Raw genomic sequence first — 14,814 nt, 5'->3', positions numbered from 1 at the left:
CGGCCGCCAGGTGGCAGATTCTGCCACAGGGGCAGTACCTGACCGTGAGCCCCCCGAGGTGGCCGTGCTGGCATAACCTGCCCGACATGCCCCCCCGTTCACAGCCGTCGCAGCCGGCCCAGGCATCACAGCCGCCCCCGCAACCGTCCCCGCAGCCCTCGCTCACCGAGCGCCGTAAGACCGAGACCCGCCTCGACATCGCCCGCACGGCGGCTTCGCTCTTCGCCACGGACGGGCTCCGTGCCACCCGCGCCGAGGACATCGCCCGGGCCGCGGGCGTCGCGCCGCGCACCTTCTACCGCTACTTCGCGACCAAGGAAGAGGCGGTCGCCCCGCTCTTCACTGCGGGCGCCCAGCAGTGGGCGGAGGCGGTGCGGCAGGCACCGGACGGCCTCCCGGTGCCGGACGCGCTCCGCCACGCGGTGGCCCACACGCTCGCCCCCGGGGACGCGGGAGCCGCGGAATCCCTGGAGTGGGTGCGCTCCCTGCTGCGGATGTCGGAGCAGAGCCCGGCGCTGCGCGCGGTGTGGGCGGACACCTGTCACGCCTCCGAGCAGACGCTGCTGGGGGTCCTCGTGGAGCGCGCGGGCGGCGGTGGACCGTCCCTGGAACTGAGCCTGGCGGCAGCCGTCGCGAGCGCGGCGGTGCGGGTGGCCGTCGAGGCATGGGCCGCCGGCGACGCCTCCGCCGACGGACCCGAGGGACCGGCCGCGCTCGCGGCCCGCGGCCTGGAGACGCTGCGGACGTTCCCCTGGCCGTAGGGAACCGCGGCAAGTCCTCCGGAGTCCGTTTGTGCCCACATCACGCCCGAAGCCGTTTACTTTCCCGGAATCCGGCCGTACTCTCCGAGTGAAACCACAAGCTCGGGCATTCGGCGGAGGCAAACGGACATGTACGCACCGGAGCGGCAACAGGAGATCCTGCGGCTCGCGCGGGACGGCGGGCGGGTCGACGTGCTGTCGCTCGCCGAGGAATTCAAGGTCACCGCGGAGACCATCCGCCGTGATCTGAAGGCCCTGGACCGCGCCGGGCTCGTGCGCCGCGTGCACGGCGGGGCCATCCCGGCCGGGCGTCTCGACTTCGAACCGGACCTCGCCGAGCGCGAGGGCACCGCCGCCGACGAGAAGGACCGCATCGCCCGCGCGGCCCTCGCCGAGCTGCCGGCCGAGGGCAGCGTCGTCCTCGACGCCGGGTCGACCGTCGCGCGGCTCGCGGCGGCCCTCCCCCTGGAGTCCACGCTCACCGTCGTCACGCACAGCCTGCCGACCGCCGCCCGCCTCGCCGACCACCCCGGCATCCAGCTCCACCTCATCGGCGGCCGGGTCCGGCAGCGTACGCGCGCGGCCGTCGACGCCTGGGCCCTGCGCGCGTACGGCGAGATCCGCGCCGACGTCCTCTTCCTCGCCGCCAACGGCTTCTCCGCCGAGGCCGGGCTCACCACCCCCGACCTCGCCGAGGCCGCCGTGAAGCGCGCGGCCGTCGCCGCCGCCCGCCGGGTCGTCCTGCTCGCGGACTCCGCCAAGCACGGCCAGGAACACTTCGCCCGCTTCGGCGACCTCACCGACGTGGACCTGCTCATCACCGACACCGGTCTCGACCCCGAAGACGCCGCCGCCATCGAGCGGGCCGGCACGGAAGTAGCACGCGCATGAGCACGGAAGCAGTCGGTACGCGCATGATCCTCACCGTCACCCCCAATCCCTCTCTCGACCGCACCTACGAGGTCCCCTCCCTCGGCCGCGGCGAGGTCGTCCGCGCCACCGGCGACCGCATGGACCCGGGCGGCAAGGGCGTCAACGTCTCGCGGGCCGTGGCGGCTGCGGGCGTCCGCACGGTCGCCGTGCTGCCACTCGGCGGCGCCCCCGGCGCGCTGGTCGCGGCGCTCCTCGACGAGCAGGGCATCGAGGCGGCCCCGGTGCCGGTGGCCGGGCAGACCCGTTCCAACATCGCGGTCGCGGAGCCGGACGGCACCCTCACGAAGATCAACGCTCCGGGGCCCGAACTCTCCGAGGACGAGCGCGAGGCGCTGCTCACCGCCGTCGGCGAGCGGTCGGCCGGCGCCGAATGGGTCGCCTGCTGCGGCAGCCTCCCGCGCGGCCTCGCCCCTTACTGGTACGCCGAGCTGGTGGCCCGCGCCCACGCCGCGGGCGCCCGTATCGCCCTGGACACCTCGGGCCCGGCCCTGCTCGCCGCGCTCGCCGAGCGCCCCGACGTCGTCAAGCCGAACGCCGAGGAGCTCGCCGGAGCCGTCGGCCGCCCCCTCACCACCGTCGGCGACGCGGTCAAGGCGGCGGAGGAGCTGCGGGAGCTGGGCGCGCACGCCGTGCTCGCCAGCCTCGGCGCGGACGGCCAGCTCCTGGTCGACGGCTCGGGCGCGTACTTCGCGAGCGCCCCCGTCGACGCCGTACGCAGCAACGTGGGCGCCGGTGACTCCTCCCTGGCCGGTTTCCTGATCGCGGGCGGCACGGGGGCGCGCGCCCTCGCCTCGGCCGTGGCGCACGGCGCGGCGGCAGTCCAGCTGCCGGGCAGCGTGATGCCCTCGCCCGCCGACCTGCGACCCGAGGCGGTCACCGTGACGGCCGAGGTCCCGCTGGACCGCGTACTGACGGAGCCCGCCTCATGAACCGCCCCCACGCCCACGGAACACAGCCAAGGAGCCCGCGATGACCGACATGATCACCGCGGATCTGGTCGACCTCGAACTCGACCTGTCCGCCGAAACCAAGGAAGCCGCGGCCCGCTCCCTCGCCGAGCGGATGGTGGCCCTCGGGCGGGTGAGCGACCTGGAGGGGTTCCTCGGCGACGTCGCGGCCCGCGAGGCGCAGATGCCGACCGGCCTGGACGGCGGCATCGGCATCCCGCACTGCCGCAGCGCACACGTCACCGAGCCGACCCTGGCCTTCGGCCGCTCGGCGCGCGGCATCGACTTCGGGGCGCCGGACGGCCCGGCCGACCTGATCTTCCTGATCGCCGCCCCGGCGGGCGCGGACGACGCCCACCTGACGATCCTGTCGTCGCTGGCCCGGCAGCTGATGGACGCGGAGTTCACCGACGCCCTGCGGTCCGTGTCCGACCCGGCCTCGGCAGCGGCGCTGATCAACGGCGACGAGCCCGCCCCCGACGCAGGACAGCCGTCCCGGGAGGAGGCCACCGAAGAGGCTCCCGAAGAGGCTCCCGAAGAGGCTCCCGCCTTCAGGATCGTCGCCGTAACCTCCTGCCCCACGGGCATCGCCCACACCTACATGGCCGCGGAGGCACTGGAGAACGCGGCCCGCGAGGCAGGCGTCGAACTCGTGGTGGAGACGCAGGGCTCCGCCGGGTTCGCCCGTCTCGACCCGGCGGTCGTCGCCGCCGCGGACGCGGTCGTCTTCGCCCACGACGTCCCCGTACGCGACAAGGAACGCTTCGCCGGGAAGCCGACCGTCGACGTAGGGGTGAAGGCGGGCATCAACCGCCCCGCGGCGCTCATCGCGGAGGCCCGCGAGAAGGCCGCCCGCGGCGAGGTCACCGTGGACGCCAAGTCCCCGAGCCCGGTCGACGGGGCAGGGGAGAGCGGCGACGGCTACGGCACCAAGCTCCGCAAGTGGCTGATGTCGGGCGTCAGTTACATGGTGCCCTTCGTCGCCGCGGGCGGCCTCCTGATCGCCCTCGGGTTCGCCATCGGCGGCTGGAAGATCGACAAGGCGCCGTCCGTCGCCGAGCACTTCATCTGGACGGACCACACCAGCTGGGCCGCGCTGCTCTTCCAGATCGGCGGGCTCGCCTTCGCCTTCCTGGTCCCGGTCCTCGCCGGCTACATCGCGTACGGAATGGCCGACCGGCCGGGCCTGGTCCCCGGCTTCGTGGGCGGCTCGGTCGCCGTCACCATCAACGCGGGCTTCCTGGGCGGTCTCGCCGCGGGCCTGATCGCGGGCGCCGTGGTCCTCGGCATCCAGCGGGTACGCATCCCGACCGTGCTGCGCGGCATCATGCCGGTGGTGGTGATCCCGCTGATCTCCTCGGCGGTGGTCGGCTTCCTGATGTTCCTCGTGGTCGGCAAGCCCATCGCGTCCCTCCAGAGCGCGCTGACCGACTGGCTGGAGGGCCTCTCCGGCGCCAACGCGATCATCCTCGGCGTCATCCTCGGTCTGATGATGTGCTTCGACCTCGGCGGCCCGCTGAACAAGGTCGCGTACGCCTTCGCGGTCGGCGGCCTCGCCCACCCGACCGACGGCAGCCTCAAGGTCATGGCGGCGGCGATGGCGGCCGGCATGGCGCCGCCGCTCGCCATGGCCCTCGCGACCACCGTCCGCGGCCGCCTCTTCACCAAGACCGAGCGGGAGAACGGCAAGGCGGCCTGGTTCCTCGGCGCCTCCTTCATCACCGAGGGCGCCATTCCGTTCGCGGCCGCCGATCCGCTGCGCGTGATCCCGGCGTCCATGGCGGGCGGCGCGGTCACCGGCGCCCTGTCGATGGCCTTCGGCTGCACGCTGCGCGCCCCGCACGGCGGCGTCTTCGTGGTCCCGCTGATCGGACAGCCGCTGCTCTACCTCGTCGCGATCGCGGCCGGCGTCTGCGTCTCCACGGCCGTGGTGGTCGTACTCAAGGGCGCCCGGAAGACGGCGCCTTCGGGCAGCGGGACCGAGACGGGGGCAGAGACGGGGGCCGCGGCCGAGGCCGCCGACACGAAGCGCGTACCGACGGCCGCGTGACACGGGATGTCTGCGACAGGGGAGATGTGCGACTTGCGTCACTTCGGGACCTAAGCCCTATAACCCCCCTGTCGTAAGTCCTGTGCGCTGTTGTCTACTGGGCCGCATGCTCCAGGATGTCTCGATCGTTCAGCAGATTGGCGTGGCCGCGCTCGCCGTGGCGACCGTGGCCTGGGCCGTCGGCCTGGTGCGGGTGATGCGCAGGGAGCGCCCCGGCGTGGAGACGTGGCGTCAGGCCCAGGGCCTCCGGGCCCTTCCGGGCCAGCAGGGCCCGCCGCGCGCGGAGGCCGTGGAACTCACCGCGGACGAGCGGGCAGCCTTCGCCGGTCTCGTCCGGCAGTTCGGGAAACGACACTCCTAAACGGTCGGCCGGTCGGCCGGTCGGCCGGTCGGCCCGTCGGTCGGTCGGTCCGCACGTCGCGGATCCCGCCGCACCGCTAACCCGCCGCCGCGTTCCTGGCCCTGCGCTCCATCGCGGCGCGGGCCGCCTCCTCGGTGACGTACACCTCGCACATGTGGCGTCTGTCGGGGGTGAGGGTGTGCTCGACCTCCCAGAGGCTGATCTCGCCGCCGTCGAAGAGCAGGAACGCGTGCTCGTAGAGCGAGAAGCTCAGACGAGCCTCGCCGCTCAGGCCGGGGCGGCCGAAGGCCTGCGTTATCTGGTGCGCGAACGCCGCCCGCAGCAGGCGCGCGATGTCCTCGCCGGGGAAGTCGCCGTCCGGGTTCTCCGCGCGGCGCAGCAGCCGCCGCGCGTGGTCCGCGGAGTCGTCCGGGACGTACGTGTGGCGGGGGCCGGGGTCGGCGGACATGTGGAACATGACGGGCCGGCCGCAGGCGGGCGGGTCGGGCGGCAGCGGAAGCCGCGAGGTGGCGACGCCCGCCTCCTCCTCGTCGGCGTAGAGCTCGTACGTCGGGGCGCTGCCCGGCGTGGTGTTGTGGACGAGCTCCCAGAGCGTGAGCACGGACGCGTCGGCCAGCAGCCAGGAGTGTCTGTACGTCTCGCGGTGCAGCCCCGCGCTGTGGTGCGCGGAGTGCAGGGAACTGTCGTGGGCCAAGGCCGAGTCGAGGCGGCGGATCACCTCGTCCGGCAGGTCGAAGGAGTTCAGGGCGCGGCCGAGGAGTCGCTCGAGGTGCTCCTCCGGAGAGTGTGGCTCGGGCGACTCGGGTGGCTCGTACGCCGTTTCGTACGGAACGCTCAAGGCTTCTCCCGGCGTTGCTGCATGTCACCTGGTGAGTGCATACCGTAGCCCCTGGGTCCGACATCATGCCCGGGAACGGGAAAACGCGCGAGCCACGAGGGAAGTTCCCCCGTGGCTCGCGCGGTTGGGGGGCGGCGGGGCCGCCCGGAGGTGGGTCAGACCGCGCTGCCCGCCGTCCACTCGCTCCACGACATGTTCCAGCCGTTGAGGCCGTTGTCGGGGGCGATCGTCTTGTCGGGGGAGCCCTTGACCGTCACGACGTCGCCGATGAGGGAGTTGTTGTAGAACCAGGCACCCATGGTGTTCGGGTCGCCCGCACCGCGCGCGTCCTGGAGGCCGACGCAGCCGTGGCTGGTGTTGGCGCTGCCGAAGACCGACGGCGAGCCCCAGTAGTTGCCGTGGATGAAGGTGCCCGACGTGGACAGGCGCATGGCGTGCGGCACGTCCTTGATGTCGTACTCACCGCCGAAGCCGACCGTGTCGCCGTTCATCCGGGTCTGGGTGAACTTCTCGGAGATCACCATCTTGCCGTTGTACGTCGGGTTCGACGGGCTGCCCGCGGAGATCGGGATGGTCTTGATGACCTTGCCGTCCCGCTCGACCGTCATCTTCTTGGTGTTGACGTCGACGGTGGAGACCTGCGCGCGGCCGACGGTGAAGGTGACCGTCTTCTTCTGCACGCCGGTGATGCCGTTCGCGCCCTTCACGCCGTCCAGGTCGATCTTCATGGTGACCTTGGACCCGGCCTTCCAGTACTCCTCCGGCCGGAAGTCCAGGCGCTGGTTGCCGAACCAGTGGCCGACGACCTTCTGGCCGCTGGTGGACGTCACCGTGATGTGCGACTGGACGTCCTTCTTCTCCGTGATCGGCTTGTCGAAGTTGAAGGAGACCGGCATGCCGACGCCGACCGTGGTGCCGCCGTCGGGGGTGTAGCTGCCGATGAAGCTGTTGGCCGTGGAGACCGTGGTGAACGTCGCGTTCTCCGTCGCCGCGTTGCCCTTCGGGTCCTTGGCGTTGGCGGTCACCTTGTACTTCGTGCCGCGCTCCAGCTGGACTTTCGGCTTCCAGGAGGTGCCGTCCCCGGAGATGGTGCCCTCGACCGCGGTGCCGGACGTCACGGACGTCATCTTCACACTGGTCAGCTTGCCGTTCTTGACCTTGACGCCGGTGTGGTTGATCGAGGCGTCGGTGGCGCCGTCCTTGGAGGAGATGGTGATGTCGGCGCCCTTGGCGGCGGAGTTCGCACCCTTCTTGTCGCCGTTGGCGTCGGCGTCGCCTCCGCAGGCCGTAAGGGTCAGCGCGCCCGCAGCGGCGAGCGCGGTGGCGGCCAGCAGGGCACGGCGCCGGGGGTTGACTATGACCGACCTTGTCACGGGCTGCTCCAACGTACGTGTTCTGATCCAGTACGAGTAAAGAGCGCCCGGATGCGCGGAGAGGTTCCCTCCGGAGGGTGTGAGCGTAAGCACACTTCGTGCCCAAGAGGCTTGCGAGGGAGGGTATTTGCCCGTGTGTCACACACTTTGCGGCTATCGGTGAGGGCTCTCTGCGGCGTAGAGGTCGAGATACGCGGGGAACGTGCCGCCCGGCGTCCGGACCGACTCCGCCGCCAGCATCGCCCGCACGATCGCCGCGGTCACCATGTCCGCCCCGGCGGCGAGGATCTCGTTGAGGGCGAGCGGGCTGTCCGGGGCCGGCGGGCGCACACCCGTGGCGAGGGCGAAGACCGTGTCGCCGTCGTTGAGGAGGTGGACGGGCCGCACGGCACGCGCCATGCCGTCGTGCGAGGTACCGGCGAGCTTCTGCGCCTGGGCCTTGGACAGTTCGGCGTCGGTGGCGACGACGGCGAGGGTGGTGTTGAGCGGCGGCGGTCCCTTCTCCGCCGCGACTTCGGCGAGGCGCCGCGTCGCCTCCTCGTGGACCTCCGGCGCCGGGTGGTCGACCCGCCGCCCCGCGAAGTACTGCCCGTAGAGCGTGCCCGTCCCGGGGTCGATGCCCGAGCCCGCGGCGTTCGCCACGACCAGCGCCGCGACCGTGACGCCCGAGTCGAGGCGGACGCTCGCGCTGCCGACGCCTCCCTTGACGGCGCCGACCACCGCGCCGGTCCCCGCCCCGACGTTGCCCTCCACGACCGGCGTGAACGGCTCCGTGCGCGCGGCCGCCTCCACCGCGACCCGCCCGGTCGCCGCGCCGGGGCGGGCCCTGAAGTCGCCGCCCCTGCCGAGGTCGAAGACGCAGGCGGCCGGGACGACGGGCACGACCTGGGAGGGCTCGGGCCCGACCCGCACCCCTCGCCCGCGCTCCTCCAGCCACGCCATCACCCCGGACGCGGCGTCCAGGCCGTACGCGCTGCCTCCGGTGAGGACGACGGCCTCGACGCGCCGCACGAGGTTGCGCGGGTCGAGGGCGTCCGTCTCGCGGGTGCCCGGCCCGCCGCCGCGCACGTCCACGGCGGCGACAGCGCCGCCCTCGGGCGCCAACACCACCGTGGTGCCCGTCAGTTGTCCGTCGCCGTGCAGGGTGGCGTGTCCGACGCGCAGACCCGCGACATCGGTCAGGGAGCCGGAGGTCGAGCACGCTGCCGCGTCAGTAGTCATACGACGATGCGTATCACGGATGCCTACTGCGCGCGGCGGCCCGTGCGGGCGGTGAGCGTGACCCCCGTCGCGACCGTCACCGCCGCCACGAGACCTGCCACCAGCACCGCCCAGCGCCCCGCGAACGTACTCGCCAGTGTCGCCAACGCACTCGCCGGCAGCACCAACTGCTGGGCGATGCCCACCTTGTAGTAGCGGGAATGCAGCGCCCAGAGGGTGATGAGGTAGAGCGCGGTGGGGACCGTCACCGCGGCGGACGCGGCCAGTGTCGACAGGTGGGCCTCGCCCACGGCCTGCTCGACCGCCACCTCGATCCCGGCGCCGATCGCCGCCGCCGAACCGAGGATCACGTAGTGGCCGTACCCCCACAGGAACGCCTGCCGGTTGCTGTGCAGCCGCCCGTGGATGGGCACGACGAAGTAGATCCACCACGCGGCGAAGACGATGAGCAGGCCGCCCGCGGCGATGGGCAGGAGCTCGTCGAGGGCGTCGTTCTCCTCGATGCCGGACTTCACCGCGATCGTCGCCGCCGCGATCGTCTCGCCGAGCACGATGATCGTGAACAGGCCGTACCGCTCCGAGATGTGATGCGGATGCCAGGCCGTGGTGTACCCCCGCTCCGCCAGCACCGGCACGCACATCTCGGCGACCGCCATCACGAGGAACAGCCAGGGCCGGGCGCCCTCGGGCAGGAACAGCAGCCCCGTCCAGCCGATCTGGCAGATCAGCACGCCGGCCGCGTACCGCAGGGCCGTGGCGCGCTCGGCGCCCGTCGCGTTCCTGGCCGCGCGCAGCCACTGCGAGGAGAGCGCGATCCGCATGATGAGGTAGCCGAGCCAGACCAGCAGGAAGTCGTGTTCCTGGAAGGCCTTGGAGACCCCGGCCGCGAAGACGAGGACACCGGCGATCTGGAGCAGCGTGACCACGCGGTACAGCGCGTCGTCGTTGTCGTATGCCGAGGCGAACCAGGAGAAGTTGACCCAGGCCCAGAACAGCGCGAAGAAGAGCATCGCGTAGTTCAGGACGCCCTCGCCCGCGTGCCCCTCGGCGACGGCGTGCACGAGCTCGGCACCCGCCTGCGCGACCGCCACGACGAAGCAGAGGTCGAAGAAGAGCTCCAGCGGCGTCGCCGCGCGGTGCTTCTCGTCCCGCCCGCGGGCGAGGAGGGGCCGCAGCGGCCTGGCGGAGGCGGACGATGCGGGAGGCGCGTCCGCCGCGGTGGAGTCCGCGGGGCCGGTGGGGCCGGTGGGGCCCGGAGAGGCGGATGAGCCGGGGGTGTCGGGGGAGCCAGGCGATGACGTCATGGGGCCACCACAGCAGAAGGCGTACGCCGAACCGGGCTGCGCCGCCCGGCGTCGCGGGAGGGCCACCCGGGCGAAGCAAGGCCGCAGCCCGGCTGCGGCCTGCCCGACGGGCGGACGGGCCCTCGGCGCCAGGCCCTGCCGAAGCCTGGTCGGCCCCGGGGACGCGCCGCCGGAGTTCGGGGCCCGAAATCCCCTCGACCTCCGTGCCTTTGGGCTCGGGCGTCCGTGCCCTATGGCTCTGCCGCCGACTCCTCACGCAGGCGATCTTGGAGAGATCAGGCCCCGTAGCAAGGTCAGGCCCCGTAGCAAGGTCGGGACCCTGAACGAATCGGGAACCAACACGAAGGCCACGGGCCGGCCCCTGCGGCCCACCCTCGACGTCGCCCACCGCCTGGCGGGCCTGGGCAAGGACGTCTGGGTGCGCTTCGTCCTCGTCACCGGCCTGAAGAGGAACGCCCTCGGCAAGGACTTCACCCTGCGCGACACGCCCTCGCCGAGCCCGGGGCAGATCGCCGCCGCCATGGAGATCTTCGCGGGCGAGGGCCTGAAGGCCGTCTGACGGTGGCCGCCGGTCCTCGCGGACGTACCCTGGAGACATGAGCACCGCCCCCGCCCCCGAACCGCGCGATCCGGAGAGCCCGAAGAGCCCCAAGAGCCCGGCGAGCCCCGCGCGGGGCAAGAAGCCGCGGAACACTCTGGTCTTCGACGACCCGCTGTCGCAGCAGTCTTCGGACGACACGGACCGAGGGTGGGGCGAGCGGGCCGAGACCGGCGGTGACAGCGCAGCCGATCTGGCGCGGTTCCTCGACGAGAAGCCGCCCCACCACCTCTGAGCCCGCGCTACCGCTCGTCGTGCCCGGAGCCGCGCTGCGCCACCAGGGCATCGCGGATCTCCTTGAGGACCTCCAGCTCGGAGACTTCGAGGACCTCCTGAGTGCCTTCCCTCTCGGCCCTCCTGGCGGCGACCCTCGCGAGGTACTTCGCCATCGGCAGCACCATCAGGAAGTACACGACGGCCGCGGTGATCAGGAAGCTGAGGACCGCACTGAGCACGGTGCCCCACATGATCGGGATGCCCTTGGACACCTCGCCTGCGGCGCTCACCTCGCAGGGAGACTTCAGGCAGGAGCTGTAGTGGTCGAGATCCTTCGTACCGAAGGCGCCGACCAGCGGGTTGATGACACCCTTCACCACCGAGTTCACGATGTTCGTGAACGCGGCGCCGATGACCACCGCGACCGCCAGGTCGACCACGTTGCCGCGCATCAGGAAGGCCTTGAAGCCCTCCCAGACGCCCGGTACCTTCTTCTCGCTCACCACGAGGCCTTTCGTTGCATGTGCGGGTTGCGGAACAAACGACTTCGCAACCTACGTCAGACCGTGGAGAGCCTGTCCAATCGCCTTTCCCCAACGGGCGACTTGACCGGGTGCCAGTGCGATCGTGAACGGTGCGGCTCATCGCAGCGTCACCGCCAGGCGGGCGCTCGCCCCGGCCCCGGCGAGCCGCGACGCCGTGTCACGCGGCACCGACAGCACCACCAGCGCCCCGCTCTCCGCGGCCCCTGCCGCCTGCTCGGGCACCTCGGAGACCCGTACGCCGGCCGCCACCACGCGCGGCTTCGCACCGCTCCCCGGCGGCCCCTCGGCGGCGATCACGTCGACCCGGTCGCCGGGGCGCAGCAGCCCGCGGCGCGGCTGTCCGCGATCCGCACCGGCGCGGTCACCGTCTCCATGGACGGCCGCACCGCGACTGCTCGGCTGCCGCGGCGGACCCCGGCGGCCGGTCGGCGTCCCCGGGGCCGTGGCCGCGAGGGCGGCGGCGGTCATGGCGAGCCCCACGGCCAGGGCCCGGCGCCGGTGCCGCGACAGCCGGCGCAGCCGTGGATGGCCGCCGCGCACCCGCACGGGCGAGAAGTGGGGGACAGAGCAGCCGTCCGACGGCCTGGCCTGGGGAGGAACGTGGGTCACGACAACCACCGCCTGCGGTGCGAGAGCTGGGCTTGCGCTCTCACGATGCAGGCCCGCGCCGATTCCCGCTGAGGCCCGTGGACTACTCGCCGGTTGTGGACAACTCCCTCACCCGAAGGGAAACCTCCACCCGACCGCCACCACCTTCCACAGCCCTCACACCTGCCCGGCCCTCACACCTGCCCGGCTCTCATACCCGCCCGGCCTTCCCGCCGTCACGGCAACGGAATCCCCGGCTCCATCCCGCCCAACGCCCCCGCGCACAGGCACTCCCGCTCCTCATCCGCCGGCAGCCCCGCGACCGCGTCGAACAGCACACCCCGCAGCCGGTCCACGTTCGCGGCGAACACCCGCAGGACCTCCTCGTGCGAGACGCCCGCGCCGGCCTCCGCCCCCGCGTCCAGGTCGGTGACCAGCGTCAACGACGTGTAGCAGAACTCCAGTTCCCGCGCGAGCACGGCTTCCGGGTGCCCGGTCATGCCCACCACCGACCAGCCTTGCGCCGCGTGCCAGCGCGACTCCGCCCGGGTCGAGAAGCGCGGCCCCTCGACCACGACGAGCGTCCCCCCGTCCACCGGCTCCCAGTCACGGCCGCGCGCGGCCTTCAGCGCGGCCGCCCGGCCCACCGGGCAGTACGGGTCGGCCGGTGACACGTGCACGACCTCGGGAACGCTGCCGTCCGGCAGCGGCACCCCGTCGAAGTACGTCTGCGTCCGCGTCTTCGTGCGGTCCACGAACTGATCGGGCACGAGCAGGGTGCCGGGCCCGTACTCGGCCCGCAGTCCGCCGACCGCGCACGGTCCGAGCACCTGGCGTACGCCGACGGAACGCAGCGCCCAGAGGTTGGCGCGGTAGTTGATGCGGTGCGGCGGCAGATGGTGGCCGCGGCCGTGGCGGGGCAGGAAGGCGACCGGCCGGCCCGCCACGTCACCGAGGAAGAGGGAGTCGCTCGGGGCGCCGTAGGGGGTGTCGACCTGGACCTCGGTCATGTCGTCGAGGAAGGAGTAGAGGCCGGAGCCGCCGATCACGCCGATCTCGGCCCGCGTCGCGTTCGCCGTGTTCACCATGGACGGCACAGTAGCGGCGCCGGACACGCCGAGGACCCCGCCGTCGGTGAACGGCGAGGTCCCTGGAGAAGAAGCCCGGAGGCCTTACGCGGCCGAGCTCGAAGACGTCGACGAGGAGCCGGACGAGGCCGAGCCCGAAGAAGACGAAGAACCGGAAGCGGCCGACGTGGAAGCCGTGGACTTCGCGTCGGACGTCGACTTCGCGTCGGACGTGGACTTCGACGGCGAAGACGACGGCGTGCTGCTCGACGACGAGCCGCGGCTGTCGTTGCGGTAGAAGCCGGAGCCCTTGAAGACGATGCCGACCGCCGAGAACACCTTCTTGAGGCGTCCGTCGCAGTTCGGGCACACGGTCAGGGCGTCGTCAGTGAACTTCTGCACCGCCTCGAGGCCCTCGCCGCACTCGGTGCACTGGTACTGGTACGTCGGCACTTGCTTCCTCCTGGCACTCTCACTCGATGAGTGCTAACGACGATCCATAGTGACGTATTCCGGGGGATCAGTCCACCGTGACCGGCTGGCGGTGACCGACGCCACGTGCCACCGTGCGCCCCGGGGCCTTCGGAACTAGGCGCGAGCGCAGCGTCACGAGGACCGCGAGAGCCAGTGCCGTACCGCCCAGGGGGACCAAGAACCCGGCCCCGTCCCAGAAGCGGTCCTCCAGCTGTCCGGCGACCGTGACGGCCGCGGCCTGCCCGAGCGCGACGGCGCCGGTCAGCCAGGTGAAGGCCTCGGTGCGGCCGGTCGGCGCGACCAGCTTGTCCACCAGCGTGTAGCCGGTGATCAGTGCCGGCGCGATGCAGACGCCGACCAGCAGGCCGAGCCCGGCGAGCAGCGGCGCGGAGTGCGCGGCCCACAGCCCGGAGGCCATCAGGGTCAGCGCCGCGTACGCGACGATGAGGCGCCGCTGCGGGGAGACCTTCCAGGCGATGGCGCCGCACACGACGCCGGAGAGCATGTTGCCGGCGGCGAAGGTGCCGTACAGGACGCCGTTCAGGCCGGGCTCGCCGATCGACTCGGTGAAGGCGGCAAGCGAGACCTGCATGCCGCCGAAGACGGCGCCGATCCCGAGGAACGTCACGATCAGTACGCGGATACCGGGGACCCGCAGCGCGGAGACGTGCTCCACGCGCGCGTGGCCCTCGACATGCGAGGACGGCTTCGGCTGGGTGCCCTTCTGCGCGGCGAACAGCAGACCGCCGATCAGCGTGAGCCCGGCCTCCGTGAGCAGCCCGGCGGAGGGGTCGACGCCGGTGCACAGAGCGGTCGCCACGAGCGGCCCGAGGACGAAGGTCAGCTCGTCGGTGACCGACTCGAAGGCGGCCGCGGTGGTGGCCAGCGGGGAGCCCTGGAGCTTGACGCCCCAGCGGGCCCGCACCATGGGGCCGATCTGCGGCGTCGAGGCGCCCGCGGGCACGGCGGCCACGAACAGCGCCCACAAGGGGGCGTCGGAGAGCGCCAGCACCGTCAGGGTGATGACGGAGGCGGAGTGGACGAGCACGCCGGGCACCAGCACGGCACGCTGGCCGAACCGGTCGGCGAGCTTGCCGCTGAAGGGGGCGAACAGCGCCATGGAGACGCCGGTGACGGCCGAGACGGCGCCCGCGGCACCGTACGAGCCGGTGGTGTGCTGCACCAGCAGGACGATGGAGATGGTCAGCATCGCGAACGGCTGTCGCGCCGCGAAGCCGGGGAGCAGGAACGTCCAGGCGCGAGGGGTGCGCAGGAGCTGTCCGTAACCCGGGCGGGATTCGGTGACCGTGGATGCCACGGCCCGTGCCTTTCTGCCGCCTGGTAGCGCGGCGCCCTTTTTGGGGGCGACGATGCCGAGAGCTGTCCTCTTGCGCGGAACTGCGGTAGATGCCGGGGCCCGGTGCGGGGGCGTCACGGCCGCCATACGGTCGCGCCAGCTCTGCTTCAGGCAGAGTTGGTTCGATCAGTTGGTTCAGTGAGGTGCCTTTTCAGGCGCGCCTTTATCGTACAGGTAACAG

Annotated in this window: 16 protein-coding genes; 7 read left to right on the top strand and 9 right to left on the bottom strand. The window is 72.3% G+C overall.

What is annotated here, in order from left to right:
* The first annotated feature begins 86 nt into the window (after positions 1–86).
* The 5 genes from KKZ08_RS16320 (at position 87) to KKZ08_RS16300 (ending at position 5,052) form a co-directional block, all read left to right on the top strand.
* Positions 87–761, top strand: a complete 675-nt coding sequence (locus tag KKZ08_RS16320) for a TetR family transcriptional regulator (protein ID WP_223775150.1) — start codon at positions 87–89, stop codon at positions 759–761.
* 129 nt (positions 762–890) lie between these two features.
* Positions 891–1,652 (top strand): DeoR/GlpR family DNA-binding transcription regulator, encoded by a 762-nt coding sequence (locus KKZ08_RS16315; protein WP_223775149.1) that lies wholly within the window; start codon positions 891–893, stop codon positions 1,650–1,652.
* Positions 1,653–1,675: 23 nt separating this feature from the next.
* On the top strand, positions 1,676–2,623 hold the full coding sequence (gene pfkB / locus KKZ08_RS16310; protein WP_223779078.1) for a 1-phosphofructokinase: 948 nt from the start codon (positions 1,676–1,678) through the stop codon (positions 2,621–2,623).
* Between the two features lie 40 nt (positions 2,624–2,663).
* Positions 2,664–4,691 (top strand): fructose-specific PTS transporter subunit EIIC, encoded by a 2,028-nt coding sequence (locus KKZ08_RS16305; RefSeq protein WP_223775148.1) that lies wholly within the window; start codon positions 2,664–2,666, stop codon positions 4,689–4,691.
* Positions 4,692–4,797: 106 nt separating this feature from the next.
* Positions 4,798–5,052 (top strand): hypothetical protein, encoded by a 255-nt coding sequence (locus tag KKZ08_RS16300; protein ID WP_223775147.1) that lies wholly within the window; start codon positions 4,798–4,800, stop codon positions 5,050–5,052.
* A 76-nt stretch (positions 5,053–5,128) separates the two neighbouring features.
* On the opposite strand, the gene KKZ08_RS16295 is transcribed toward KKZ08_RS16300, so the two are convergent.
* The 4 genes from KKZ08_RS16295 to KKZ08_RS16280 form a co-directional block, all read right to left on the bottom strand.
* The gene (locus KKZ08_RS16295) at positions 5,129–5,890 is read right to left on the bottom strand and encodes a DUF6227 family protein (protein ID WP_223775146.1); all 762 of its coding nucleotides are present in this window, start codon (positions 5,888–5,890) and stop codon (positions 5,129–5,131) included.
* A gap of 155 nt (positions 5,891–6,045) precedes the next feature.
* Complete coding sequence (locus KKZ08_RS16290) at positions 6,046–7,263, bottom strand: Ig-like domain-containing protein (protein WP_223775145.1); 1,218 nt, start codon at positions 7,261–7,263, stop codon at positions 6,046–6,048.
* A 153-nt stretch (positions 7,264–7,416) separates the two neighbouring features.
* Positions 7,417–8,484 carry a P1 family peptidase gene (locus KKZ08_RS16285; RefSeq protein WP_223775144.1) on the bottom strand — a complete coding sequence of 356 codons (1,068 nt, stop codon included), beginning with the start codon at positions 8,482–8,484 and terminating at the stop codon, positions 7,417–7,419.
* Between the two features lie 23 nt (positions 8,485–8,507).
* Positions 8,508–9,788 (bottom strand): low temperature requirement protein A, encoded by a 1,281-nt coding sequence (locus KKZ08_RS16280; RefSeq protein ID WP_223775143.1) that lies wholly within the window; start codon positions 9,786–9,788, stop codon positions 8,508–8,510.
* A 232-nt stretch (positions 9,789–10,020) separates the two neighbouring features.
* Between KKZ08_RS16280 and KKZ08_RS16275 the strand changes: the two genes are divergently transcribed.
* Together KKZ08_RS16275 and KKZ08_RS16270 are read left to right on the top strand one after the other, a co-directional pair.
* On the top strand, positions 10,021–10,347 hold the full coding sequence (locus tag KKZ08_RS16275; protein WP_346657878.1) for a hypothetical protein: 327 nt from the start codon (positions 10,021–10,023) through the stop codon (positions 10,345–10,347).
* Positions 10,348–10,384: 37 nt separating this feature from the next.
* On the top strand, positions 10,385–10,621 hold the full coding sequence (locus KKZ08_RS16270) for a hypothetical protein (RefSeq protein WP_223775142.1): 237 nt from the start codon (positions 10,385–10,387) through the stop codon (positions 10,619–10,621).
* Between the two features lie 7 nt (positions 10,622–10,628).
* Here KKZ08_RS16270 and mscL read toward each other — a convergent pair whose 3' ends face one another.
* From mscL to KKZ08_RS16245, 5 genes are all read right to left on the bottom strand, one after another.
* Positions 10,629–11,105: a large conductance mechanosensitive channel protein MscL gene (gene mscL / locus KKZ08_RS16265; protein ID WP_223775141.1), complete on the bottom strand. Its 477-nt coding sequence runs from the start codon at positions 11,103–11,105 to the stop codon at positions 10,629–10,631.
* 138 nt (positions 11,106–11,243) lie between these two features.
* Positions 11,244–11,756, bottom strand: a complete 513-nt coding sequence (locus KKZ08_RS16260) for an RcpC/CpaB family pilus assembly protein (protein WP_223775140.1) — start codon at positions 11,754–11,756, stop codon at positions 11,244–11,246.
* Positions 11,757–11,971: 215 nt separating this feature from the next.
* Positions 11,972–12,823, bottom strand: a complete 852-nt coding sequence (locus tag KKZ08_RS16255) for an S-methyl-5'-thioadenosine phosphorylase (protein WP_223775139.1) — start codon at positions 12,821–12,823, stop codon at positions 11,972–11,974.
* A gap of 84 nt (positions 12,824–12,907) precedes the next feature.
* Positions 12,908–13,255: an FmdB family zinc ribbon protein gene (locus tag KKZ08_RS16250; RefSeq protein WP_223775138.1), complete on the bottom strand. Its 348-nt coding sequence runs from the start codon at positions 13,253–13,255 to the stop codon at positions 12,908–12,910.
* 67 nt (positions 13,256–13,322) lie between these two features.
* Positions 13,323–14,594 carry an MFS transporter gene (locus tag KKZ08_RS16245; protein ID WP_223775137.1) on the bottom strand — a complete coding sequence of 424 codons (1,272 nt, stop codon included), beginning with the start codon at positions 14,592–14,594 and terminating at the stop codon, positions 13,323–13,325.
* Positions 14,595–14,814 lie beyond the last annotated feature (220 nt).

Source organism: Streptomyces sp. 135 (genome assembly GCF_020026305.1).
Classification (GTDB): Bacteria; Actinomycetota; Actinomycetes; order Streptomycetales; family Streptomycetaceae; genus Streptomyces.
The sequence above is the reverse complement of the archived record's forward strand: the minus strand, read 5'-3'. Positions and strand labels throughout refer to the sequence as shown.

What these genes read in the sequence shown, in the direction of transcription:
- KKZ08_RS16300 (WP_223775147.1), top strand. Translation starts at nt 4,798, where the DNA reads ATGCTCCAGGATGTCTCGATCGTTCAGCAGATTGGCGTGGCCGCGCTC.
- KKZ08_RS16285 (WP_223775144.1), bottom strand. Translation starts at nt 8,484, where the DNA reads ATGACTACTGACGCGGCAGCGTGCTCGACCTCCGGCTCCCTGACCGAT.
- KKZ08_RS16320 (WP_223775150.1), top strand. Translation starts at nt 87, where the DNA reads ATGCCCCCCCGTTCACAGCCGTCGCAGCCGGCCCAGGCATCACAGCCG.
- pfkB (WP_223779078.1), top strand. Translation starts at nt 1,676, where the DNA reads ATGATCCTCACCGTCACCCCCAATCCCTCTCTCGACCGCACCTACGAG.
- KKZ08_RS16275 (WP_346657878.1), top strand. Translation starts at nt 10,021, where the DNA reads ATGGCTCTGCCGCCGACTCCTCACGCAGGCGATCTTGGAGAGATCAGG.
- KKZ08_RS16305 (WP_223775148.1), top strand. Translation starts at nt 2,664, where the DNA reads ATGACCGACATGATCACCGCGGATCTGGTCGACCTCGAACTCGACCTG.
- KKZ08_RS16270 (WP_223775142.1), top strand. Translation starts at nt 10,385, where the DNA reads ATGAGCACCGCCCCCGCCCCCGAACCGCGCGATCCGGAGAGCCCGAAG.
- KKZ08_RS16255 (WP_223775139.1), bottom strand. Translation starts at nt 12,823, where the DNA reads ATGGTGAACACGGCGAACGCGACGCGGGCCGAGATCGGCGTGATCGGC.
- KKZ08_RS16315 (WP_223775149.1), top strand. Translation starts at nt 891, where the DNA reads ATGTACGCACCGGAGCGGCAACAGGAGATCCTGCGGCTCGCGCGGGAC.
- KKZ08_RS16280 (WP_223775143.1), bottom strand. Translation starts at nt 9,788, where the DNA reads ATGACGTCATCGCCTGGCTCCCCCGACACCCCCGGCTCATCCGCCTCT.